The following is a 22987-nucleotide window of genomic DNA, read 5'->3' on the forward strand; positions in this document are numbered from 1 at the left end:
GTTATCGATGTGGCGCAGTAATGTCATCCGGCAGCATTTTTGTAATCAATGCGACCAGTTGCTGGGATTCATCCTGCGTCAGGCGTGCGGTGAGGTCACTGATGATTGAGGCAAGCGCTTCATTTTGAAAACGGTCGCAGATCAGCTGGCCTTTATCGGTTAGAGCCAGAATCACCTGGCGCTTATCCTGTGGATTTGGGTGACGGACAATCAGTTCGCGCTTGACCATACGCTCAATCATGCGGCTCATTGCGCCCGCATCCATCACCAGGTTTTTGCTGATAATAACGGGGCTGGTTACGCCTTTATAGATACTAATCAGCACCTTAAATTGTGCCGCAGTAATATCCATGCCCGAGAAATACTGGCTGATAAGCTGATCTTTAAATTGATTTGCGAGATGAATGAGTAACCCGAGGTGGAATTTGTTGTCGATTTTATCGTCGCTTAAATTCAGATTATTGCTCATGAATTAGTTGCCTGGTCAGTAATTACATTTGAAATTACTGACCAGGCAACTAATTGTCAAGTTTGTGTCAAGATAAGCGCACATTTTGTCAGTGCCAGGAGGTTCATTAACTATAAGCCAAACTCTGATAAACGCCTGGCCGCATAACTGTTATTGTTTCGTCTGACTCGATAAAAACAATCAAAATGGAACGATATGAGTATGTTAAACAGGCAACATGGTCTTTTTGCTTTAAGCTTTGGCGCGCTTTTTGTGCTGGCGGGTTGTACCACTAAAACGGCGCCTTCCGTTTCGGAAACCACTAAACCGGTTGATGTCGAAACGGTGGTAAAGCAAAAAATCCCTGCCAGCGTAAAAGACAGAAATAGCTGGGCTAAAGATTTGGCAACCACGTTTAAGAGCCAGGATATCGCCCCAAGCGAAGAGAATATCTGCTCTGTGCTGGCGGTGGCGCAGCAGGAGTCTAATCTCGTGGCTGACCCGGCAGTCCCCAATTTGAGTAAAATTGCCTGGAAGGAAATTGATCGCCGTGCTGAAAAAATGCTTATCCCGGCGTTTCTGGTTCACACCGCGTTACTCATCAAATCACCCAACGGCAAGAGCTACAGCGAACGACTGGATAACGTTAAAACCGAGGGGCAACTGAGCGCGATTTTTGATGATTTCATCGATATGGTGCCGATGGGGCAAAAACTGTTTGGTAATCTCAATCCGGTTCATACCGGTGGTCCTATGCAAGTCAGCATCGCTTTTGCTGAACAGCACACCAGCGGCTACCCGTGGAAAATGGAAGGAACCGTGCGCCAGGATGTGTTTACTCGTCGCGGCGGGTTGTGGTTCGGCACTTACCATCTGCTGAACTACCCGGCGAATTACACCCAAACGCTATACCGCTTTGCAGATTTCAATGCAGGATGGTACGCCAGTCGCAATGCGGCGTTCCAGAATGCGGTCAGCAAGGCAACCGGTGTAAAACTGGCGTTAGATGGCGATTTAATTTTGTATAACACCGACAAAGCGGGCAGCACTGAGCTGGCGGTCAGGAAGCTGGCAAGCAAGCTTGATATGAGCGAAAGCCAAATTCACCGGGCTTTGCAAAAAGGCGACAGCATAGACTTTGAAAAAACGGATTTATATCAGCAGGTTTATGCGATAGCAGAAAAGAAAGCTGGTAAGAAATTGCCGCGAGAAATGTTGCCGGGGATTACGCTGGAAAGTCCGAAAATCACCCGTAATCTGACGACGGCATGGTTTGCAAAGCGGGTCGATGAACGACGGGCAGCGTGTATGAAACGTTGATATTTGACTGCGCAGGGCAGATAGCCCTGCGTATATTCATTGATTTAACTATGGATTGATTTAAAAGTGAAAACGATGGTGGAACTTCAATGCCAGGCTCACCACACCCAGTAGTGCACAACCGGCGAGAAACGGCACCACACCAAATACAGTGCTGACGATGAACCCCATTTCAATGCGTGGGCGGGTAGTCTCATTACCCTGGGCAAGGTGCTCAAGCACGCCCGGGGCGTGAGCCATCAGACTCAGAATCTGCATTCCAACCCAAAAGCACAGCAAAATGAACGCAGCGTATGCCAGATTACTCCGGGTAGATCTCTCTGTTTTGGTTGTTGAAATCGTGGTTATTACAGGAACAACCTGTTTCGACAAACTCATATCAGCCATCACGACCTCCCATGCAACAGTAAAACGATTCAGGCTGCGGCCTGATACTTCAATTGCGTTGAGTTTGGCAGGTCATATGGTTTGTCAATATCAGATTGTTGGTAATTTAACGTGCGGAATGCTCCTGGTTTGTGAATGTATGTCTGAGATCACATATCTGTAACTTATGTGAAATTGACGTAACAAAATCCTGTTTAGCCCGCATTTACGTGCGGTTTCTCGCCGTGGGCTATGCCACAATAAGCCCTCTCTTTATCCTGACGGGTTGCATCATGTCTGCTAAAACATTGTCTTCAAAAATGCGCCGTGACTGGCACTACTATGCCGTGGCGATTGGTCTCATCTTTATTTTGAACGGTGTGATTGGCTTGTTGGGGTTTAAAACCGAAGGCTGGCAGAATTATGCAGTCGGGTTGGTAACCTGGGTGATTTGCTTCTGGTTGGCGGGATTTATTATTCGCCGCCGCCCGGAACCTGAAGAATCGACGACGGCGAAAGAGTAAGCCTTAGGCGGTAATTGAACTTTTCAACGCGCAATCTTGCAGGTTTCGCTCAAGAGCCAGTTCAATCAAACGTGTAATCAGCGTTTGATAATCTAAGCCGCTTGCCTGCCAGAGTTTTGGATACATACTGATATTCGTAAACCCTGGCAGCGTATTGATCTCATTGATAATAACTTCATTATCGTCAGTCAGGAATACGTCAACCCGCGCCATTCCACTGCATTCCAGCGTCTGGTAAGCGCGCACCGCAATGTCACGAATTTTATCGTTGATGTCGGTTGAAATCGCCGCCGGCACAACAACTTGTGCGCCTTTATCATCAATATATTTAGTGTCATACGAATAAAAATCGCTGCTTACCACTACTTCGCCGCAGGTACTTGCTTGCGGTTCGTCATTGCCTAATACCGCGCATTCAATTTCACGGCCTTTAATCCCGGTTTCAACCACAACTTTATGGTCGAACTCGAAAGCTAACGCGACAGCGGTTTCATATTGCGCCGCATTATTCACTTTGCTGACGCCGACGGATGAACCCTGGTTGGCAGGTTTGATAAACAGTGGCAGGCCCAGTTTCGCTTCAATTTCTGCGAAGCTAATTTTGTTGCGGTTGGCGCGGGTTAGCGTGATAAACGGAGCGATATTAAGCCCGGCATCGCGTAGCAGACGCTTGGTCACGTCTTTATCCATGCTAACGGCGGAACCTAACACGCCAGAACCGACAAACGGAAGGTTCGCCATGCGTAGCATCCCTTGCAGGGAGCCATCTTCGCCCAGCGTGCCGTGAACTATCGGGAAAATAACGTCTACAGGCGCTAAAAACTGTGCGGAGGAGGACTCAATCAGCTGATTCTCTGTCTGGCCTGGCACCACGGCAACATTGGTTCCTGAGCGATTCAGGGCAATCAATGCTGGGTTTTCTGCATTTAACAGATAGTTGGACGCATCATTGACATGCCACTGGCCTTTTTTATCAATGCCCAGTAACACCACCTCAAACTTTGATTTATCAATGGCGTCGACAATATTCTTCGCCGACTGTAGCGATACTTCGTGTTCAGCTGACTTGCCCCCAAACACAATCCCAACCCGCAGTTTTGCCATGCCCAAACCCATCCTTAAACAGTACAAAGGCGGACAACATACCACGCTCATTACGAGGATTCATGTGCTTCCTGACGCTTAAAACGGCTCAACTTCTATAATGATTATTCCGTAAACAATATCAGGTGATGGGATGGTGAAAGGAGTGACAATTGTCATTGGCATGGTTATCGTGGCCGCGACAGGCTTTTGGCTCTATGAGCGTTTGCCCGCGCAGTACAATCCCTTTGCTCCGCTTTCTATTGACGACCCGCCGACGCTTGTCACACGCTACAAACTCCGGGCTTTGGCTAACCATCCGCAGGCTTGTCTCGCCCTGTTACAACAGGCGAAACAACGCGGGCAACTCAATTTCCGTAGCGTGTCCGATACCACAGGAAATTGCCCGCTGACCGATACCGTACGCGTGCAAAATTTTGGCAGTGTTGCGCTCAGTAGTAGTTTTCTGGCCAGTTGCCCATTAGCACTGAGCAGCACGATGTTTGTTCATCAACGCGCCGTGCTGTTAGCGCAGAGTGAATTTGGCAGCCGACTCACTCATATCAATCATTTAGGGAGTTTCGCCTGCCGCAATATCTACAATCGGGAAGGCGCGCGTTTGAGCGAGCATGCCACGGCGGATGCACTGGATATCAGCGGATTTGGCTTTGCAAACCAGCAACAAATCAGCATTCTGAAAGGCTGGCAAGCGGGTGGAAAAGGGCAGGAATATCTTCACATCGTGTTTGAAAACGGTTGCCCATTTTTTGGAAACGCGTTGGGGCCAGATTATAACGCAGCACATGCTGACCATTTCCACCTGGGTATGCGGGGTTATGGCCTTTGTAGATAACAACTATTTGTATGATAAACTTCACAGTATTCAGCCTGGCTTTTTTTACCCCACTAATTAAGCGTGCCCCGTATGGAATCCTGGAAGGTCAATATTATCTCGGTGTGGTTCGGTTGTTTTTTTACCGGCCTCGCCATTAGCCAAATTCTTCCTTTTTTACCGCTCTATGTTGAGCAGCTCGGCGTGACTTCTCACGAAGCGTTATCCATGTGGTCCGGGCTTACATTCAGCGTAACCTTTCTTGTCTCGGCGATAGTGTCGCCGATGTGGGGCAGCCTTGCCGATCGTAAAGGTCGAAAACTGATGTTACTGCGAGCCTCGCTGGGTATGGCGGTGGCTATTTTATTGCAGGCGTTTGCGACCAACGTCTGGCAATTGTTTATTTTACGCGCCGTGATGGGGCTGACTTCCGGCTATATTCCCAATGCCATGGCATTAGTGGCTTCTCAGGTTCCGCGTGAGCGAAGCGGCTGGGCTTTGAGCACGCTTTCTACGGCGCAAATCAGTGGGGTGATTGTCGGCCCACTTTTGGGAGGCTATATGGCCGACATCCTTGGTTTGCGGATGGTGTTTTACGTCACCGCGGCATTGTTGATGGTCAGCTTTTTAGTGACATTATTTCTGATCAAAGAAGGGGGGCGTCCTAATATCAGCAAAGCAAACCGTTTATCCGGCAAAGCAGTATTCGCTTCCTTACCCTATCCCAAATTAATGATTAGCCTGTTTGTCACCACCATGGTCATACAACTTTGTAATGGCTCTATTGGCCCGATACTCGCGCTTTTTATCAAACATCTGTCTCCGGAAAGTAACAACATCGCGTTTATTAGTGGATTTATTGCCGCAGTGCCGGGTATATCCGCGCTTATTTCTGCCCCCCGACTCGGAAAATTAGGCGACAGAATCGGTACAGCCCGAGTATTAATGGCGACGCTAATTTTTGCAGTGATATTATTTTTTGCTATGTCATGGGTGACATCCCCAATGCAGCTAGCCGTATTACGCTTTTTACTCGGCTTTGCTGATGGGGCGATGTTACCGGCTGTGCAAACCTTGTTGGTGAAATATTCAAGCGATCAGGTGACAGGTCGGATATTTGGTTATAATCAATCGTTTATGTATCTTGGTAATGTTGTAGGGCCATTAATTGGGGCCGGCGTTTCTGCGATGGCCGGTTTTCGTTGGGTATTTATTGCAACGGCAGTGGTGGTATTGCTCAACGTTTGGCAATTAGCCGTAATGTTGCAGCGTAAAAAGCAACAAGACGAAAAAAGAAATGAGATCGCGCCATGATTTCAGAGTTATTTTTAGATGCTAAATAACGGGTAATACTATTTTTTTTGCTCTCTGACACATATTCGCAGAGCCGTATAAAAATAGTCTCGCCCCCCTCTATGCAACATGAAATCAGAATGTTAACGTCATGCTTCGTATCCCTTTGGGCAATAAATATGAAGAATCTCATCTCTGAGTTACTGTCTAAACTCGCCGAAAAAGAAGAAGAGTCAAAAGAGTTTGTCGCACAAATTGAAGCCCTGGAAATAGTTGTTACTGCCATGCTTTGCCGAATGGATAAGAATGATCGGCAGGCCATGGTCGCCCATATTCAAAGCGCGTTAAATGAAGTCCGACCTACCGAAGCGGTAACGGAGCGTGATACTGACCTTCTAAAGCAATATTTAGATAAGCTGTTAACCCAACCGCGTAATTGATTGCCTGCGTCACTATCTCTGAATTTTTTTATTATTAAGGGAAGTTAAAGTAAAACGACAGTTCATGGTTTTATTCTTTAACTAAACCCGTTTAATTTCCCTTATAGCGTTGGGATATTCGCCTTTTCGGAAACCTCGACCCAAAATTAAAGCACCACAATAAAAAGGATGGTGCTATGAAAACAGTATTAATGATGGTGTTACTGGCAGGTGTTGTTGGGGCCGCAACCGCAGCAGATAAAGCAATGACTCCGCAACAGCAACGCATGACTTCATGTAACCAGCAAGCCACATCACAAACCCTAAAAGGTGATGAACGCAAAACTTACATGAGCAACTGCCTGAAGAACAGCCAGTCAGAGCCAGCAGATAAGAGTCTGACTCCGCAGCAGCAGAAAATGAAAGATTGTAATGCTCAGGCGGGCAAACAGACATTATCAGGCGATGCGCGAAAAACATTCATGAGTAATTGCCTGAAAAAACAAATCAAATAACCTAAATGGGTGAGTCGGTTCGCTGACTCACCCGAAAAATCATACTTCCCCCCTGGCCTGAGTTTCTATAATTACGGCAAATGTTTCAGAATATTCCTAAATATCATGAATGATGAATTCAGCTCTGGTAGATGGCTTCCTGGGGGAATTATGGAAAGCTCAACGTACCTTGACGAAGACAGGCACCGCTCGGGTCGACGGTTCGCCCGCCGCCTGTACATCCCAAGAATCATTGGCTTAGCGACAGGTTTTTTCTGTGTCTCTTCGGTATTAGTTCTGCAGCCAGTGTCCGGTTGGTGGTGGTTGTTATTGGTCGCTTATGGCTTTATCTGGCCGCATTTTGCCTGGCAAACCGCCGATCGCTCAAGCGACCCGGCCCGGGCAGAAATCCGCAACTTAATGGTTGATTCATTAATGGGTGGCGTGTGGATTGCCGTCATGGGGCTGAATGCGCTGCCTTCGGCATTGATTTTCACCATGTTGTGCATGAACAACGTGGGCTGTGGCGGGGTAAAATTGTTTGGGATGGGGCTTGGGGTGATCTTGCTGAGTTGTCTGTTAACGCTAGGGTTGGCACACATTCCTCTTAATCTGGAAACCATGCCATCACAGGTATGGATTTGCCTGCCGTTTCTGCTTGTTTATCCCGTTTACTTTGGCCTCGTCAGTTACCGCACCGCGCTCAAACTTTCGGAACATAAACGCAGGTTGATGCAAATGAGCACTCGCGATGGCATGACAGGCGTATATAACCGCCGTCACTGGGAGCATTTGCTGCACGGCGAGTATGACAACTGCCAACGTTATCAACGTAGTGCGACGCTATTGCTGATTGATATCGACCACTTCAAATCGATTAACGACTCATTTGGACATGATGTGGGTGATGAAGCCATTCTCGCCATTACCGAACATTTGCAGCTTAGCCTGCGTATTACCGATGTGATAGGGCGGTTCGGTGGCGATGAGTTTGGGGTCATTATGTCAGGGACGCCGCAAGAAAGTGCAATCCAGGCGATGGCTCGCGTTCGTGACTATCTCGACGAGTTTCGTTTACCGCGAGCACCTCATGTACCGCTGCGCATAAGCGTGGGCGTTGCGGAGTTCAATAAGCACATGGTGAACTATCGAGAGTGGTTAAAAGCGGCAGATGTGGCGTTGTATAAAGCTAAAAATCTTGGACGGAGCCGTACTGAAGTGGCTGATATAGCAGCATAAAGCCCTCACCTGAAAGCAGGAGAGGGCATCAGGATTACGATTTACCTAAATGCTCAGACTTCGCCATACACTTCACCACGGCTTCCATCACAGCAGCTCTGAACCCTTTTTCTTCCAGAATTTTTACCGCTTCAATCGTTGTTCCGCCGGGTGAGCAGACCATATCCTTCAACTCGCCCGGATGCTGGCCGGTTTCCAGAACCATTTTCGCCGAACCCATAACCGCTTGTGCCGCGAACTGATACGCCTGCTTACGCGGCATTCCGCCCAGTACCGCAGCATCAGCCATCGCTTCAATAAACATAAACACATATGCCGGGGCGGAACCGCTCACGCCCACAACCGGGTGAATCATGGTTTCCGACACCACCTCAGCAAGACCAAAGCTGCGGAAAATATTCACCGCATCGGCAATATCTTCAGAGGTGACTAACGCGTTTGGCGTGATTGAGGTCATCCCGGCATTCACCAGGGCTGGCGTATTGGGCATGGCACGGATAATTTTACGGTCGTGTCCCAGGGCTTTTGCCAGCGAATCCAGCGTGATGCCTGCGGCAATGGAAATCACCACCGTATCTTTATTCAGGCTGGAATTGACTTCACCCAGCACTTTTAGCATCACATTGGGCTTCACCGCACCGAAAACGATATCGGCAATTTGAGCAACTTCCTGTGCGCTTTGCGCGGCATTAATACCGTATTGCTCGCGCAAGGCATCGACTTTATCGGGCGATGGCGTATAGACCCAGATGTTGCCTGGAAGCACTTGCCCACTGGCTATCAGACCACCAAGAATGGCTTTTCCCATATTGCCGCAACCGATAAATCCAATTTTCTTATCCAAAGTCTCACTCCATCGTTTTGAGTTGTGTGATGAGCATAGCTTAACGTGATTTCACTGGCTTCGGCTAACCGCAGGCAAAGATAAAGTTTGCGATTCTGAAAAAGCACGGCAAGATCCCCTCCATTAGCGTCGGCAATCAGGAGTCGTGATGCAAATTTGGGTGGATGCAGATGCGTGTCCAAAAGTGATAAAAGAAGTGTTGTTTCGTGCCGCAGAGCGTACGCAAACCATGGTAACTCTGGTGGCAAACCAGGGAATGAAAACACCGCCTTCGCGTTTTATTCGTAGCCTGCAAGTGGCATCGGGTTTTGATGTGGCCGATAACGAAATTGTCCGGCGCTGTGAAAAAGACGATTTAGTGGTGACGGCGGATATTCCTTTGGCTGCCGATGTGCTGGAAAAGGGCGCGATTGCGCTCAATCCTCGCGGTGAGCTTTACACTCCAGCCACCATTCGAGAACGCCTTACGATGCGTGATTTTATGGATACATTAAGAGCCAGTGGTGTGCAGACCGGCGGGCCTGACAGCCTTAATCAGCGTGATCGTCAGTTATTTGCGAACGAACTCGAAAAGTGGCTGCTTGTTGCCAGTCGCTCTAAAAGCGCTTAATACCGATGTAATTCTACACCGCGTACTAGCTTGCTGGTATGATGACACTCTTTGGCGGACTTCTAAGGATTAGCCACCGATGACTCAACCCATTTATTTAGTCGGCGCACGAGGTTGTGGCAAAACAACCGTGGGTGTTGCATTAGCGCAGGCATTGGGCTGTAACTTTGTTGATACCGACCATTACCTTTTAACGACCACCAAAATGAGCGTTGCCGATATCGTCGCACAAGAAGGGTGGGACGGTTTTCGTCGCCGTGAGTCCGGTGCGCTGCAAAGCGTTACGGCGCCAGGTACGGTTATTGCGACCGGGGGCGGCATGGTGCTGGCCGAAAGCAATCGTCAGTTTATGCGCGATCACGGCGTGGTTATCTACCTGCGTGCACCGGCGCAAATCCTGGCCTCACGCTTAGAAGCCTTTCCGGAAGAAGGCCAGCGTCCTACACTTACCGGTAGGCCGATTACCGATGAAATCGTCGAAGTTCTTGCGGCCCGTGAAGCGCTCTATAACCAGGCCGCACACCATGTTGTTGATGCCACTAGTTCCCCTGAAGAAATCGTCGCAGCGGTGCTGGCGGCATTGCATACGGCTCATGCCAGCTAATCATTGTCTATACTTAACGCTCATCCACAACCTAAGGAAGAGCGATGGCGAGCAATCCTCCATATCCACGAGAAGCGCGAATTGTTGCCGTTGAAAAAGGCGCAACGGACCAAACAGTGACCTGGTATCAACTTCGTGCGGACCATCCCCATCCTGACACGCTAATTAGCGAGCATGAAACAGAACAAGAAGCGCGGGATGCTAAGCGGCGTTACGAAGATCCGCAAAAAACCTAGTGTCACTGGCAAGGATGCCGCATCTTCTCCCTCTTTTGAATTCACTCACTGACCTGCGATAAATCACATCTTTCAGTTAATCCATTTGTTAAAAAATAATTATCGTGATGTTGTACTAATGTCGTTGGCGTTTCGTTGAATATTCCGGCAGATGCTCTGCAATTATGCTGCTACGCTTTGTGGTTAATTATTGAACGACCTTCAGCAGAGTATCATTCACAGGAAAGATACCAGTGCAGCAGTGAGGGGCTGATATGGGACAAGGGCGGAACGAAACATGAAACAAACATTGGCAATTATCACCATCGGCGTTGTTCCGGTCAGTGAAATCCTGCCGCTACTCACGGATCACATTTCTGCTGATCAAATCAAACTATTCAGCCTGCTTGGTAATCTTTCGCATGACGAAGTGATGGCGGAATATGCTCCGGCAGCAGGTGAGGAACCTTTACTCACTCTTTTATCCGGTAATCTTCTGATTTCTTTGGGGAAGCAGAAAGTAGAGCGTGCGTTGCAAGATGCGATTGAAGTGCTGGATAACCAGGGTTTCGATGTCATTTTACTCATGAGTTCACACCGTTTTGCCAATCTAACGGTACGCAAAGGTATTTTGCTGGAGCCAGAGCGCATCATCCCGCCGCTGGTAGCCTCGATTGTCGTCGGGCATCAGGTCGGGATTATTATCCCGGTGCCTGAAATGCTTAAATTCCAGAGCCAAAAATGGCAACTTTTAGAGAGTGAACCGCTGTATGAATTGGCGAATCCGATTCATGGAACGGAACAGGATCTAATCGATGCAGGAAAGAAACTGGTAGCAGATGGTGCGGATGTACTGCTTCTGGATTGCCTGGGTTTTCATCAAAAACATCGTGATTTGCTGCAAAAATCATTGGATGTTCCGGTATTGTTATCGAACGTGCTGATTGCTCGACTTGCGTCGGAATTGCTCGCTTAACGGCAGGCAATAATTTGCGTGACAGGCTCTTAAGTTCCCCTCTATATTGTTTTTTCAACTATTTTTAAAAGGGCCTGGTCATGCTTCAAAGTAATGAGTACTTTTCCGGTAAAGTGAAATCTATTGGGTTTACCAGCAGCAGCACTGGCCGCGCAAGTGTTGGGGTCATGGCTGAAGGTGAATATACTTTTGGTACAGCTCAACCAGAAGAAATGACAGTGGTGAGTGGGGCATTGCATGTTTTACTGCCGGGCGAAACCGAATGGAAAACGTATGCTGCGGGCACTGTGTTCCATGTTCCCGGACACAGTGAATTCCATTTACAAGTCGCTGAACCGACTTCCTATCTTTGCCGTTATCTGGCCGACAAATAATGTATTTATTTCCCTCTTCCCATAGGGAAGAGGGAACGGATTTTAGCGCTGTGCTTCGCCGCCTAACGCTTCAACCAGGCTCTTGATCAACGCAGCTAATTCACCTGTCATCAGAATAAAATCAGCATCAAAACGTTGGCCAAAATCTTCGCGGTCGATGTCATCGTTCTGTTCACGGATGGTGTCTGCAAATTTCAAACGCTTAATTGAACCGTCGTCAGCAATCAAAAACTGAATACGTTCTTGCCAGTCAAGAGCCAATTTAGTGACTACTTTATCGGCTTCGATATGGGCGGCAATTTCATCGCAAACCAGGTCCTGCTGCTTGCAACGAATCACACCGCCACCTTCAAGAATGGCTTTCAGCTCGGCTTCATCCATCAGCGCAAAGCCTGGAGGTACATCGCCTGAGCGAACCCATTCGGTCAGTGTCAGCTCAATTGGGTTTTCGAGCGCAAGCGGCACCACTGGCAACGAACCAAGACTTTTACGCAGCAACGCCAGCGTATCTTCCGCTTTCTTGGCACTGGCACAATCCACCATGATTAAACCGTTTACGGTATCAATCCACATCATGGTTTGATTGAAACGACTAAAAGCGCGTGGCAGCAAAGAGTGCAGCACTTCATCTTTCAGGGAATCTTTCTCGGTTTTTTTCAGCTTACGAGCCTGTTCGGCTTCAAGGCGGCTGATCTTCGCTTCCAGTTCTTGTTTAATCACCGGAGCCGGGAGAATTTTTTCTTCTTTACGGGCGCAAATCACAATCTGCCCGTTGGCAACATGGGTTAATGCATCACTGTGCGAACCCATCGGCGACACCCAGCCGGTCTTGGCCATATCCTGGCTACCGCAAGGGGTGAAAGTAAACGCGGCCAACTGTTTTTCCATGTCATCCGCTGAAAGCGTGATGTCACGGCTTAAACGGTAAACCATTAAATTTTTGAACCACACCATGATTATTTCCCGGACTGTCAGTTAAACGCAGCGGGCATGATAACGAATCGGGCGCTGTGTTTCATTGCCTTTACGGGGCAGCACTTCTATTCTATTGATAACAATAATTAAATGAGGGCATTGCCGTGCGTATTGGTATCGACTTAGGTGGAACAAAAACAGAAGTTATCGCTCTGGCCAACGACGGGAAACAACTTTTCCGCCATCGCTTGCCAACGCCGAAAAACGATTACCAGCAGACTATCGGCACGATTGTTGAACTGGTGCGCCTGGCAGAAGAGGCCACGGGTGAGACTGGAACCGTAGGTATCGGTATACCCGGTTCGATCTCGCCTTATACCCGCGTGGTCAAAAATGCCAACTCAACCTGGCTTAACGGCCAACCTTTCGATAAAGATCTGTGTGATGCTCTGCAGCGTGAAGTTCGTCTGGCTAATGATGCGAACTGTCTGGCGGTTTCTGAAGCAACCGACGGGGCAGCAGCCGGTGCGGCAATGGTTTTCGCGGTGATCATCGGTACAGGCTGTGGATCGGGCATCGCCATTAACGGGCGTAGCCTGATTGGCGGCAACGGTACGGCGGGTGAGTGGGGCCATAACCCTTTACCGTGGATGGATGAAGACGAATTGCGTTTTCGCGAGGAAGTGCCTTGCTACTGCGGCAAACAAGGCTGTATCGAAACCTTTATTTCCGGAACGGGCTTCGGCACAGATTACCGTCGTTTGAGTGGCCATGCCCTTAAGGGTAATGAGATCATGCATTTAGTCGAGCAACAGGATCCGGTTGCAGAACTGGCGATCGCTCGCTACGAAATGCGCCTGGCAAAATCACTGGCCCACATTGTCAATATTATTGATCCCGATGTGATCGTGCTCGGCGGCGGTATGAGCAACAACGAACGTTTGTACAAAACAGTGCCGCAGCTAGTGAAGCCGTGGGTCTTTGGCGGTGAATGCGAAACCCCGATTCGCAAAGCGGTTCATGGCGACTCCAGCGGCGTACGCGGTGCGGCGTGGTTGTGGCCGCTGGAGAAGTAAAAGCTGGTGGATGACGTTGCGTTAATCCGTCCTATGAGATCTCATACGTAGGTCGGATTAGCGTTAGCGACATCCGGCAAAAAATAATCTATTGAACGCCTGAACCATTTGTAGGTTTCCCTATTTTCTTTTATGTGACACCTGTCACAGTCATCTCGCTCTTCCAATCTTATCTTTCACGTCCATTATGCTTTTGATTTTATTATATTTATCAGAGTAATGATTCAGTTTCGACTATGTGCTCTGGTCAATAACTCCACGGACAGGAAAGGACTTCCCTCATGGCCTCAGACGGCACCCGCTTTACCTTCACCGCGGGGCGCACTCCGGCGGACACCTTTGCGGTGGTGGGCTTTAAATTAATGCAGTCTCTCTCTTCGCTATTCACTCTGGATATCACCGTGGCCTGTAATGACCCGGCGATTGGCTTTAAAGCCATTCTCGATGAATTCGCGCTGCTCTCCATCTGGCAGGGCGAAGAGATTAAGCGCCGGGTGCGCGGTATCGTCACCTTCTGCGAGCAGGGCGACAGCGGCAAACATCAGACGTTGTACCGCATGACGGTGCGCCCGGAGTTCTGGCGCAGTTCACAACGGCAGAATTGCCGCAGTTTTCAGAACTACGACATCCAGTACATCTTCGCAAAGCTGCTGAAAGAAATGCGTATCCGCACGCATGACGCCCTGTTCCGTCGCCCGCATCCGGCGCGTGAATTCTGCGTCCAGTTTATGGAATCGGATTACGATTTCATCGCCCGTCTTGCCGCCGAAGAAGGCATTTTCTTCTTCGAGGATGAATATCTCGACGACAGAGACCAGAAGCTGACTTTCACCGATGACCGCTGCAACCTGCGCGGACTCGGGACGTTCCCGTACAACCCGAATGCCGCCTCTGAATCATCCACCGAATGCATCAACACCTTCCGCCGCAGCGCACAAATCCGCCCGGCGAAAGTCACCACCCAGGATTACACCTTCACCGCCCCGAACTGGCAGGCGCAGTACCAGGAAGAAGGGGCGGACCTGTCATATCAGCGCCCGGACTATGAAATCTTTGACTATCCGGGGCGTTTTAAAGACGAACAGCACGGTGCCGATTTTGCGAAATATCAGATGGAAGGCTGGCGCAATAACGTCGATTTTGCCAGCGGCACCAGTAATTGCCCGCAGTTACAGCCGGGGCGCTGGTTCACCCTCACCGACCATCCGCGTGAGGATTTAAACAGCCCGTGGCAGGTGGTGTCGTGCGAGATGAGCGGCAGCCAGCCACAGGCGCATATCGGCAGCGCCGGTCAGGGCACCACGCTCACCAACCGCTTTCATGTTATCCCGGCTACGCAGACCTGGCGACCGGCGCCGCTACCGAAACCGCTGGTGGACGGCCCGCAAATCGGCATTGTCACCGGCCCTGCCGGGGAAGAAATCTACTGCGACGAGCACGGGCGGGTGACGGTGAAATTTGCCTGGGACCGCTACAACAAAAGCAACGAGGAAAGCTCGTGCTGGGTGCGCGTCTCGCAGGCGTGGGCGGGCACGGGATTCGGCAACATCGCCATCCCGCGCGTCGGCCAGGAAGTGATTGTCGATTTCCTGAACGGCGACCCGGACCAGCCGATTATCACCGGGCGCACCTATCACGCCGCCAACCGTGCACCGGGCGACCTGCCGGGGACTAAAACCCAGATGGCGATACGCTCGCAGACGTATAAGGGTGTCGGGTACAACGAATTAATGCTTGAGGACCAGACCGGCCAGGAGCTGCTGTCGATGCATGCCCAGAAGGACATGAAGACGGTGGTGCTGAATAACCGCGATACGAATGTGAAAGTCGACCACAGTGAAACCATTGGCCATAACCAGGAGGTCACGGTCGGCCTGGGGCAGACGGTGAAAATCGGCAAGGAAAATGCTGCCGGACATGACCAGAAAATCACCGTGGCGCACGACCGCAGCATCACCGTGCGCAATGACCAGACGCTGAAAGTGACCCGCGACCGGACGGTAAACAGCGGCCGCGATGACAACCTGTATGTGGAGCGCGACCGCAAAGTCACGGTGAAAGGCAGCCAGGAATACAACACCGCCAAAGACCATATCAGCCTGGTGAAGGGTAATCACAGCTTGGAGGTGAAAGGCGACCTGGCCCAGAAAGTGAAGGGTGCGCTGGGTGTGGATGCGCAGGGCGATATCGTGTTGCAGAGCAACAGCAAAATCACGCTGAAAATGGGCAGCTCATTCATTGTCATTCATCCCGGCGGCGTGGACATCACCGGGCTGAAAATCAATCTCAACGGCGGGGGAAGTCCGGAAGCGCCTGTGAAGACCCTACAGGCGGCGGTACTGAGCCGTCTGGGCGATGAAGATGATTCGGAAGATGAGTCGCCGGAGGATAGTGACGAAGGTGGTGGTGGAGATTCCGGTGGCGATGGCTCAGGTGAGCAGGATGAGCCAAAAGATGAGGATGAACCTGATGAATATAATATCCAGTTCACTTTTAAAGACGATGACGGTATTCCCTATCGCCAGACTCGCTATATCGCAAAGTTTGCAGATGGATCTCAGGTGGAGGGAGTGACAGATAATGAAGGAAATACTGAAAGTTTTAATACTGATGAAGAAGCACAGGACATTGATGTCAGATTGCTAAGTCAGAACATTGATATGATTCTGGGAGGGGTAAATGAGTAGTGAAAGAAAAAGTACAAAAGGAACAAGTGAAAAGAAGAAGCAGTGTGTTAAGGAAACCAAGGTTACTAATCAATTCAAGAAAATGATGGATGAAGCACTTGAGGCGACCCAAAAAGTATTAGAGCAGAGACAAAAAGATCTGAGTGAAAAAGGTTGGGATGCTGATAAGCAGAAAGAGTTTTTTAAAATATTTGGTGTGGAAGGGCATTCTATTATTACCATCGATAGTGAAGAGGAAAAGAAAAAGGCGATGGATGCCGATCCCAGTAGTCCCTTTGATCCTTATATTGAAAAGAGAAACATCACAGCGCATGAATTTATGCAAGAAGGCGTTGATAGATTACTTTTTATATTTAAAAAGATATCGACCACTATTGACGAGGGAAATAAGGATCCGATTCTTATTGGGAATTTCTTTAATAAAACTGACTCCGACAAAGGCTCTGCAAGTGTAACTGCTGATCAGACATCCTTTTTGGAACCCGATAGATATGCAGAGATCTTAAGAATAAATATCTTCCAGAATTTTGTATGTAAACCATTAATGGGGGTTAATTCTCAAGCATCTACACTTTGCCACGAGCTATCTCATTTTTATCGCAGTGGGGAAAATGGTAGGGATGGGGGGATGGGAACGGAGGATATGCCAACAAAAGGAGGTTACAGTAAACTAAAAAATTATCCTACATTTGCGACTGAACTTAAAGAAAGCAAAAGCCAGTATGTTTTTAAGAATTCTTATAATATTGAGAGATATTTTGAGATTCTATTGTAAGTAATAAAAATAAATGATTTTTCACTTACTATTTCCATGTGAAAATATGCGGTTTTGTTGAGAGGGGATATGAAATATTTTTTTTGTAGGATTAAGATTGTTGCAATAAAATTTCTTAACTTAAAAATAACAATGATGTTGTTTTTTTTTGTGTCTCCTTTGGCATATGTAACAGCGAGTGAGGATGTGGTTCTTCAAAAACATATCTATGGACTTCGCCAGTTTAGCCAAGTGAAAGGAGAGAAATATCTCCCTCCGGTTATTGAACCATTGCCGTACACAGATTTAAAAGTAAATGGAGACGATATTAAAGTATATCCCTATTACGACATAGGTGAATATGAAAGTGAAATGGAACAAAATAAACGCCAAGTTGATATCCATCTGACTGTACAACAAAAAAATAGCTCCACATTTGCCACCGTAAACTTTTATAATAGAAGCCTGCAAACATATTTTGTGCATAGAAGCAGACTTGCTCGCGAAGAAGAACAACCTTTATGTAGTGATACTTTTTCAATAGCAACCGAAGGTATCAGACTGGTTTATCTGGGATGGCGATGCCAATTTGAAGATGAGGATAATGATAAAAAACCGGATTGGCAGGAAATCCTTGCGGGAAAAACATTTTCTTATACGGTAAAACTTAATGACGCTTATTTATTTCCGCCGGGGAAGCGCCGTTACAATATCGGAACGTTAGAGTTTTTCATGGCAAATGATACCTTTTTCCATGAAAAGAGAATCTATAATACTGTTTTTTCAATACTTAACTGGAAGTTTGGCAGTTGTGAAACGGATAAATACAGTTATTTTTTACAAAATATTAATGAGTTATGTAAGGTGATTGACCCCTGGAAAGAGGATACTGCTGAAGGCCTCTTAAGAAAATTTGACTACGATGGATTTAGCCCAGCTAATTTCTTTGAAGCCAGATCTAATCAAGTCATTATTAATATCGACGGTGACATGCTCACATCGCCTTATGATATGAATAAAACCAAATTTACAAATTAGATTAATAGAAACTCAGACATCCATAAATATTACTTTATTCAAGGATAGATAATCATGCCCTTCGCCGCAAAACTCAATGACAAAGGCTCCCAACATGATGGCTACTGCGAAACTGTCATAACAGCGGGTTCACCAACAGTATCCATTGACGGGTTACCGGCAGCCCGAGTGGGGGATCCGTTGACACCCCATGACAAACCTAAACATCCGCCTCACCCGCGTAAAATAGCGAGTGGTTCAGGCACCGTATTTATTGATGGTCTTCCTGCAGCGAGAGCCGGTGATGCTATTGATTGCGGTGGCGTTGTTATTGGTGGTAGTACGGTTAATATTGGCTGAGCATCAGGCGGTGCTATCTGAATACGGCTTCTTAGATGGAAGCCGTCCATTCCAGAGAGTCAGAGGGATCACCCGACCGCAAACTCTTTCGCCAGCCGACTCACACCTAATCCGTTAATCTTCTTCACCTTAATCTGCACCGGAATACGCTCTTTCATCGCTTCGACGTGGCTAATCACACCGATGGTTTTACCGCTGGCGTTAAGCGTGTCGAGCGCATCCAGCGCGGTATCCAGCGTTTCGGCATCCAGTGTGCCAAAACCTTCATCAAGGAATAGCGAGTCGATTCGTGTTTTATGGCTGACCAGGTCTGAAAGTGCCAGTGCGAGCGCAAGGCTGACCAGGAAACTCTCTCCGCCAGAAAGCGTGCGCGTGTCTCGTACCGCATCGGCCTGCCAGGTATCGACCACCTGCAACTCCAGCGCTTCGCTATCTTTGCGTTGCAGCAAATAGCGCCCGTGTAAACGGTTGAGCTGGTTGTTTGCCAGCCACACTAAATTATCGAGCGTCAGTCCCTGGGCGAATTTACGGAATTTGTCGCCTTCCTTCGAGCCAATCAGCGCATTGAGATAGCCCCAGTCTTCCACTTGCTGCTGGCACTCAACAATAGCCTGCATCAAACCTTGTTGGCGCTGGCGGTTTTCTGCGTCATGGCGAAGCTGTTGCTGAATTTGCCCCTGCTGTGTCGTGTTGTCGCGCAGCTGTTGATTGCATTGCGTCAGTTGGTCTTGCAGGGCATTAAGCTCGACATCGGCCACCAGCGTTTCCGGGCGTGCAGATTTGTGTTCTGCCAATGCTTTTTCAACCTGCTGGAAGAGCACGGTCTGCTGCTGAAGTTGTTGCTCAAGCTGTTGTTTTCTAAGTTCGAGTTTTTGGCATTCGGCTTCATTCAGTAACGCCGCCTGGAATGTTTGCACATCGGCAAATGGGCTGACGGCGAGTGCGGCGAGAAATTGCTCGCTTGCCTGAGCAACGCGCGTTTCTTCTTGCTTGTGTTGCTGTTGCAGCGTCCGCCACTGGCTTTCCAGCGCAATACAATTACTGTGCAGGCTATGCCAGTTCTGTAATGCCTCATTTTGTTCGTTTTCCGATAGCGGAGCAGGCGAAGTGCCATCGTCTATAAATGTACTGAGCACATTTTCCAGCAAAGCCAGTTGCTGTTGCACGCGGGGAAGCTGTTCATTGCGCTGTTGCCACTGTTGTAATTCCTGCTGACGTTCCGCCAGCCAGTTATTCTCTTCGCCAGGAGTCGGGTATTGCAGCCCTGCGTTATTAAGCGCGGTAGTGATTGCTTCGCGCTGTGTAGCAATTTCAGCGACGAGTTTAGCGTGTTGAGCACGTGTCTGAGCAAGCTGCTCTTCCAGCACAATGCGCTGGCTTAACTGATGTAACTGTTGTTCGCGTTGTTCTTCGCTTTCCAGCCACTGCTGGAGGTCGTCTTCCGGCGCGAGAGTCAGTTGCAGATTTGCGCACAGTTGTTGCCAGCGTAAGCGCAATCCGTTTTCTTCTTCATTCAGCGCAGTGATAGCCGCCAGCAGGTTTTCGCGCTGTTTACGCTGCGTATCAAGCTGGCCTTTCATCGCAAAGCCTGCTTCCGCAAGAATGGCAACTTCACGTTTAAGTTCGGCTAGCCGCTGCTGATTTTCTCCGGGCTGAATCGCCTGATAATCAGCGACCGCCGGATGTTGCGTCGAGCCGCACAGAGGGCAAGGTTGATGAGGCTGTAAACGAGCGCGCTCGGCTTCAAGGCTGACAATACGCAGTTCAAGCTCACACACTTTCTCGAGGTCACTCTCATGCTGGCGGCGTTCTTTATATTGCTGGCGCTTTAAAACCAGCTCCACATCACCCTCGGCAATTTGTTTTTCGAGCGCGGTAATCTCTTGTTGTTGCTGCGATTTGCGTTTGAGAAGCGATGAAAATTGAGGCTGTAATGTGGCAAGCAGCTGGCGCTGCGGACGTGCAGCCATCGTTGCTTGTAAGTGGGTACTTACTTCATCAGCACTGATAGACATTTCAGCTACTGGCAGAAGTTCGAGTTTCTTCTGGCTTGAATCGATATTGCGCTGCAAATCTTGTAGTTTTTCAGCCTCACGCTGCTGCTGACCAAACCCCATGCGCCAGCCCGCCAGCTCAGTCCCCCATTGGCGGTATCGGTCGTGAGTTTTCAGCCACTCCTGGAGTTGCGTGCTTTCCTGCGTGAGTTTTGCAGCCATGCTTGCGGCAGCCTGCCGTGTCTGCTGGCGTCGTACTGTCGCCTGATGTAAGCGAGCATTCACTTCTTCACACTGAGCATGTGTGTTTTGCAAAGTTGCCTGCAATTCCTGCAAACGTTGCCAGTCAGGGCGCAGTTTTTCTGCCGGTTGTGCGCGAGTCAGTTTATCTAACTCTGGCGCGGCGGCTTCTATTGCGTTATTCGCCGCTTTTAAAGAGTGTTCTGCCTGCCCATGTTTTTGCGTGAGCTGCGCCAGTTGGCCTAACCATTGCTGATGCTGCTGGAGTTTCATTTGTTCTGCGAGCAGCGCTTTTTCTTCTACGCTCAGGGTCTGAAAACTCTCAGAAAGCTGCTGGTGCTGCTCTTCACTTAACAATGCTACGCCAGCGGCCTGCGCTTGTAGGTTTTCAAGCTGGCTGCGCACATTTTTATGATTCTCGAACACCGCCGCAGAAACGGTGCCATATATTTCAGTTCCGGTCAGCTCTTCGAGCAAAGAGGCGCGGTCATTGGCATTGGCATTTAAGAACGCAGCAAACTGGCCCTGGGATAACATCATTGAGCGGGTGAATCGGTCGTAATCCAGACCGGTGAGTTTGGACGTAACCTCAAGTTTGTCTTTGACTTTATCGGCAATAATCTTGCCACTTGCCACTTCTGCAAGCTCGATACGCGGGGCTTGTAGATTGCCGTTGGCCGCATTGCGCGCACGGTTCTGGCTCCAGAATGCACGATAGGCAACCCCTTTTACTTCAAATTCCACTTCCGCCAGGCATTCGGCGGTGTCGCGCGTCATGAGATCATTTTGCGATTGCGTGACGGTATTGAGGCGCGGTGTCTGGTGGTAAAGCGCGAGACAAATCGCATCGAGCAGCGTGGTTTTCCCGGCTCCTGTTGGCCCGGTTATGGCAAACAAACCGTTGCTGGCGAACGGTTCGCGGGTGAAATCGACTTTCCATTCCCCTTTCAGGGAATTGAGGTTTTTTAAGCGCAGGCTAAGGATTTTCATGCTTCTTCCTCCACGTCATGCAGGCTCGCCACCGTTTGGGCAAATAGCGTTCGCAAACGCTGTGCTCGTTCTTCGGAGGTGTCTTCCTGAACCAGGCGGCGCTCAAAAACCTCTTCAACCGTCAGCTCACTCAGCGTTTCTTTATGTTGCTGGGCGATAACGCGATCGCGCTGTTCACGGCTGCGACGCAGCAACACCACTTCGACGGGTAGCGTTTCGGTTAATTGTTGAATATGACGCTGCATATCATGCAGATATTCTTCGGTAGCGATTTCAATATCCAGCCAAACTTTGGGTTCTGCTGGTGCATCGCGCCACTGCGCGAGTTGCTGTTCGATTTCACTCAGAGAACCTTTGATGACTGCTAAAGGCTGGCTGACAGGCACCGTCAGCGGAGTCACTTCATGAAGCACGCCTTCGGCAAACTCAACCAGATAAACACTTTTGTTCTTGCCTGTTTCGTCAAAACTTAACGGGATGGGCGAGCCGCTATAGCGAATATGTTCAGTGCCACCAATGAGTTGGGCACGATGGATATGGCCGAGTGCGATGTAGTCGGCTGCGGGGAAATGCTGCGCCGGGAAAGCATCCAGTGTGCCGATGTAAATATCGCGCACCGCATCGCTTTTGGTTACGCCCACGGTGGTTAAATGGCCGGTCGCGATAATCGGCAGCTTCGCATCAGCGCGTAATTCGCAGGCGGTGGTGTAACACTGCTGGTAATGCTCGCTGATGGCTTCCATCAACGAACGCTGCTTTTCGTGGCCGGAAAGCCCCGCCTGGCTATTTTGAATATCCCGTGGGCGCAGGAATGGAATCGGACAGAGAATGGCACCCGGTTCACCCGATTTAGCGTTGAGCACGATAGCCTGCTGGCTGGCATCATGCCGCGCACTGGCAATGACATAAGTATTCAGGCATGCCATTAATTCACGAGATTCATTCAGCGTGGCTACGGAATCATGATTTCCCGCCAGCACCACGAGAGAACAGCCTGTTTGCTGAAGTTGCACCACAAAACGGTTATACAATTCGCGTGCGTAACTTGGCGGCGAGCCGGTATCAAAAATATCGCCTGCGACAATTATCGCATCCACATCATGCTCGACTGCGGCTTGAAGCAACCATTCAAGAAACGCCTGGTGCTCTGGCCCACGGCTTTTGGTATAAAAATTTTGACCAAGATGCCAGTCTGAAGTGTGAATAATGCGCATTGGTTGTCCCTTGGCATAAAAAAGCGTGGCGGGATTATAAAGCGGATGAGCAAGAACGACACAATTGAGTGTCATAATTCATTGTGATGAATCACCAGG

24 protein-coding genes are annotated in these 22987 nt (G+C 49.1%); 17 read left to right on the plus strand and 7 right to left on the minus strand.

Going from position 1 to position 22987, the window contains the following annotated elements; all coding sequences use genetic code 11:
* Position 1 precedes the first annotated feature (1 nt).
* The gene (locus M2371_RS16245; protein ID WP_034493645.1) at positions 2 to 469 is read right to left on the minus strand and encodes a MarR family transcriptional regulator; all 468 of its coding nucleotides are present in this window, start codon (positions 467 to 469) and stop codon (positions 2 to 4) included.
* Positions 470 to 670: 201 nt separating this feature from the next.
* On the opposite strand from M2371_RS16245, the gene M2371_RS16250 reads away from it, so the two are divergent.
* The gene (locus M2371_RS16250) at positions 671 to 1768 is read left to right on the plus strand and encodes a DUF1615 domain-containing protein (protein WP_404979406.1); all 1098 of its coding nucleotides are present in this window, start codon (positions 671 to 673) and stop codon (positions 1766 to 1768) included.
* A 60-nt stretch (positions 1769 to 1828) separates the two neighbouring features.
* On the opposite strand, the gene M2371_RS16255 is transcribed toward M2371_RS16250, so the two are convergent.
* Entirely contained in the window at positions 1829 to 2155 is a 327-nt protein-coding gene (locus tag M2371_RS16255) for a DUF2755 family protein (RefSeq protein WP_404979401.1), read from the minus strand.
* A 272-nt stretch (positions 2156 to 2427) separates the two neighbouring features.
* Here M2371_RS16255 and M2371_RS16260 point away from each other — a divergent pair, with 272 nt between their 5' ends.
* Positions 2428 to 2658 carry a DUF2754 domain-containing protein gene (locus M2371_RS16260; RefSeq protein WP_259268176.1) on the plus strand — a complete coding sequence of 77 codons (231 nt, stop codon included), beginning with the start codon at positions 2428 to 2430 and terminating at the stop codon, positions 2656 to 2658.
* A gap of 3 nt (positions 2659 to 2661) precedes the next feature.
* Here the strand turns inward: M2371_RS16260 and ddlA are convergent, their stop codons facing one another.
* Positions 2662 to 3762 carry a D-alanine--D-alanine ligase gene (gene ddlA, locus M2371_RS16265; RefSeq protein ID WP_172895426.1) on the minus strand — a complete coding sequence of 367 codons (1101 nt, stop codon included), beginning with the start codon at positions 3760 to 3762 and terminating at the stop codon, positions 2662 to 2664.
* Between the two features lie 133 nt (positions 3763 to 3895).
* On the opposite strand from ddlA, the gene M2371_RS16270 reads away from it, so the two are divergent.
* The 5 genes from M2371_RS16270 (at position 3896) to adrA (ending at position 8018) form a co-directional block, all read left to right on the plus strand.
* A complete protein-coding gene (locus M2371_RS16270; RefSeq protein WP_259268177.1) occupies positions 3896 to 4594 on the plus strand; it encodes an extensin family protein in 699 nt (232 codons plus the stop codon).
* A 72-nt stretch (positions 4595 to 4666) separates the two neighbouring features.
* A complete protein-coding gene (locus M2371_RS16275; protein ID WP_259268178.1) occupies positions 4667 to 5887 on the plus strand; it encodes a multidrug efflux MFS transporter in 1221 nt (406 codons plus the stop codon).
* Between the two features lie 158 nt (positions 5888 to 6045).
* On the plus strand, positions 6046 to 6306 hold the full coding sequence (iraP, locus tag M2371_RS16280) for an anti-adapter protein IraP (RefSeq protein WP_172895423.1): 261 nt from the start codon (positions 6046 to 6048) through the stop codon (positions 6304 to 6306).
* A gap of 176 nt (positions 6307 to 6482) precedes the next feature.
* Complete coding sequence (locus M2371_RS16285) at positions 6483 to 6800, plus strand: PsiF family protein (RefSeq protein WP_034493656.1); 318 nt, start codon at positions 6483 to 6485, stop codon at positions 6798 to 6800.
* A 90-nt stretch (positions 6801 to 6890) separates the two neighbouring features.
* Complete coding sequence (adrA, locus tag M2371_RS16290; protein WP_404979407.1) at positions 6891 to 8018, plus strand: diguanylate cyclase AdrA; 1128 nt, start codon at positions 6891 to 6893, stop codon at positions 8016 to 8018.
* Between the two features lie 34 nt (positions 8019 to 8052).
* Here the strand turns inward: adrA and proC are convergent, their stop codons facing one another.
* The gene (proC, locus tag M2371_RS16295) at positions 8053 to 8862 is read right to left on the minus strand and encodes a pyrroline-5-carboxylate reductase (protein ID WP_172895421.1); all 810 of its coding nucleotides are present in this window, start codon (positions 8860 to 8862) and stop codon (positions 8053 to 8055) included.
* A gap of 148 nt (positions 8863 to 9010) precedes the next feature.
* On the opposite strand from proC, the gene M2371_RS16300 reads away from it, so the two are divergent.
* From M2371_RS16300 to ppnP, 5 genes are all read left to right on the plus strand, one after another.
* The gene (locus M2371_RS16300; RefSeq protein ID WP_259268180.1) at positions 9011 to 9472 is read left to right on the plus strand and encodes a YaiI/YqxD family protein; all 462 of its coding nucleotides are present in this window, start codon (positions 9011 to 9013) and stop codon (positions 9470 to 9472) included.
* Positions 9473 to 9551: 79 nt separating this feature from the next.
* Positions 9552 to 10076, plus strand: coding sequence for a shikimate kinase AroL (aroL, locus tag M2371_RS16305; RefSeq protein ID WP_259268181.1), 525 nt, complete (start codon positions 9552 to 9554; stop codon positions 10074 to 10076).
* Between the two features lie 44 nt (positions 10077 to 10120).
* Positions 10121 to 10312 carry a YaiA family protein gene (locus M2371_RS16310; protein ID WP_034493665.1) on the plus strand — a complete coding sequence of 64 codons (192 nt, stop codon included), beginning with the start codon at positions 10121 to 10123 and terminating at the stop codon, positions 10310 to 10312.
* Between the two features lie 277 nt (positions 10313 to 10589).
* The gene (locus tag M2371_RS16315; RefSeq protein ID WP_115630589.1) at positions 10590 to 11267 is read left to right on the plus strand and encodes an AroM family protein; all 678 of its coding nucleotides are present in this window, start codon (positions 10590 to 10592) and stop codon (positions 11265 to 11267) included.
* A gap of 80 nt (positions 11268 to 11347) precedes the next feature.
* Positions 11348 to 11641, plus strand: coding sequence for a pyrimidine/purine nucleoside phosphorylase (gene ppnP, locus M2371_RS16320; RefSeq protein WP_034493667.1), 294 nt, complete (start codon positions 11348 to 11350; stop codon positions 11639 to 11641).
* A 42-nt stretch (positions 11642 to 11683) separates the two neighbouring features.
* Here the strand turns inward: ppnP and rdgC are convergent, their stop codons facing one another.
* Positions 11684 to 12595, minus strand: a complete 912-nt coding sequence (gene rdgC, locus M2371_RS16325; RefSeq protein WP_034493668.1) for a recombination-associated protein RdgC — start codon at positions 12593 to 12595, stop codon at positions 11684 to 11686.
* A 125-nt stretch (positions 12596 to 12720) separates the two neighbouring features.
* Between rdgC and mak the strand changes: the two genes are divergently transcribed.
* The 5 genes from mak (at position 12721) to M2371_RS16350 (ending at position 18450) form a co-directional block, all read left to right on the plus strand.
* Positions 12721 to 13632, plus strand: a complete 912-nt coding sequence (gene mak / locus M2371_RS16330; protein ID WP_172895418.1) for a fructokinase — start codon at positions 12721 to 12723, stop codon at positions 13630 to 13632.
* Between the two features lie 281 nt (positions 13633 to 13913).
* Entirely contained in the window at positions 13914 to 16319 is a 2406-nt protein-coding gene (tssI, locus tag M2371_RS16335; protein ID WP_259268182.1) for a type VI secretion system tip protein VgrG, read from the plus strand.
* Complete coding sequence (locus tag M2371_RS16340) at positions 16312 to 17094, plus strand: hypothetical protein (protein ID WP_259268183.1); 783 nt, start codon at positions 16312 to 16314, stop codon at positions 17092 to 17094. Before tssI ends, M2371_RS16340 begins: the two co-directional genes overlap by 8 nt.
* A 69-nt stretch (positions 17095 to 17163) precedes the next feature.
* Positions 17164 to 18111: a hypothetical protein gene (locus M2371_RS16345; protein WP_259268184.1), complete on the plus strand. Its 948-nt coding sequence runs from the start codon at positions 17164 to 17166 to the stop codon at positions 18109 to 18111.
* A 54-nt stretch (positions 18112 to 18165) separates the two neighbouring features.
* Positions 18166 to 18450: a type VI secretion system PAAR protein gene (locus M2371_RS16350; RefSeq protein WP_259268185.1), complete on the plus strand. Its 285-nt coding sequence runs from the start codon at positions 18166 to 18168 to the stop codon at positions 18448 to 18450.
* A 68-nt stretch (positions 18451 to 18518) separates the two neighbouring features.
* On the opposite strand, the gene sbcC is transcribed toward M2371_RS16350, so the two are convergent.
* Both sbcC and sbcD read right to left on the minus strand, forming a co-directional pair.
* Positions 18519 to 21674 carry an exonuclease subunit SbcC gene (gene sbcC, locus M2371_RS16355; protein ID WP_259268186.1) on the minus strand — a complete coding sequence of 1052 codons (3156 nt, stop codon included), beginning with the start codon at positions 21672 to 21674 and terminating at the stop codon, positions 18519 to 18521.
* Positions 21671 to 22888 carry an exonuclease subunit SbcD gene (gene sbcD, locus M2371_RS16360; RefSeq protein WP_259268187.1) on the minus strand — a complete coding sequence of 406 codons (1218 nt, stop codon included), beginning with the start codon at positions 22886 to 22888 and terminating at the stop codon, positions 21671 to 21673. Before sbcD ends, sbcC begins: the two co-directional genes overlap by 4 nt.
* Positions 22889 to 22987 lie beyond the last annotated feature (99 nt).

The organism is Buttiauxella sp. BIGb0471 (genome assembly GCF_024807715.1).
GTDB classification, from domain to species: domain Bacteria; phylum Pseudomonadota; class Gammaproteobacteria; order Enterobacterales; family Enterobacteriaceae; genus Buttiauxella; species Buttiauxella agrestis.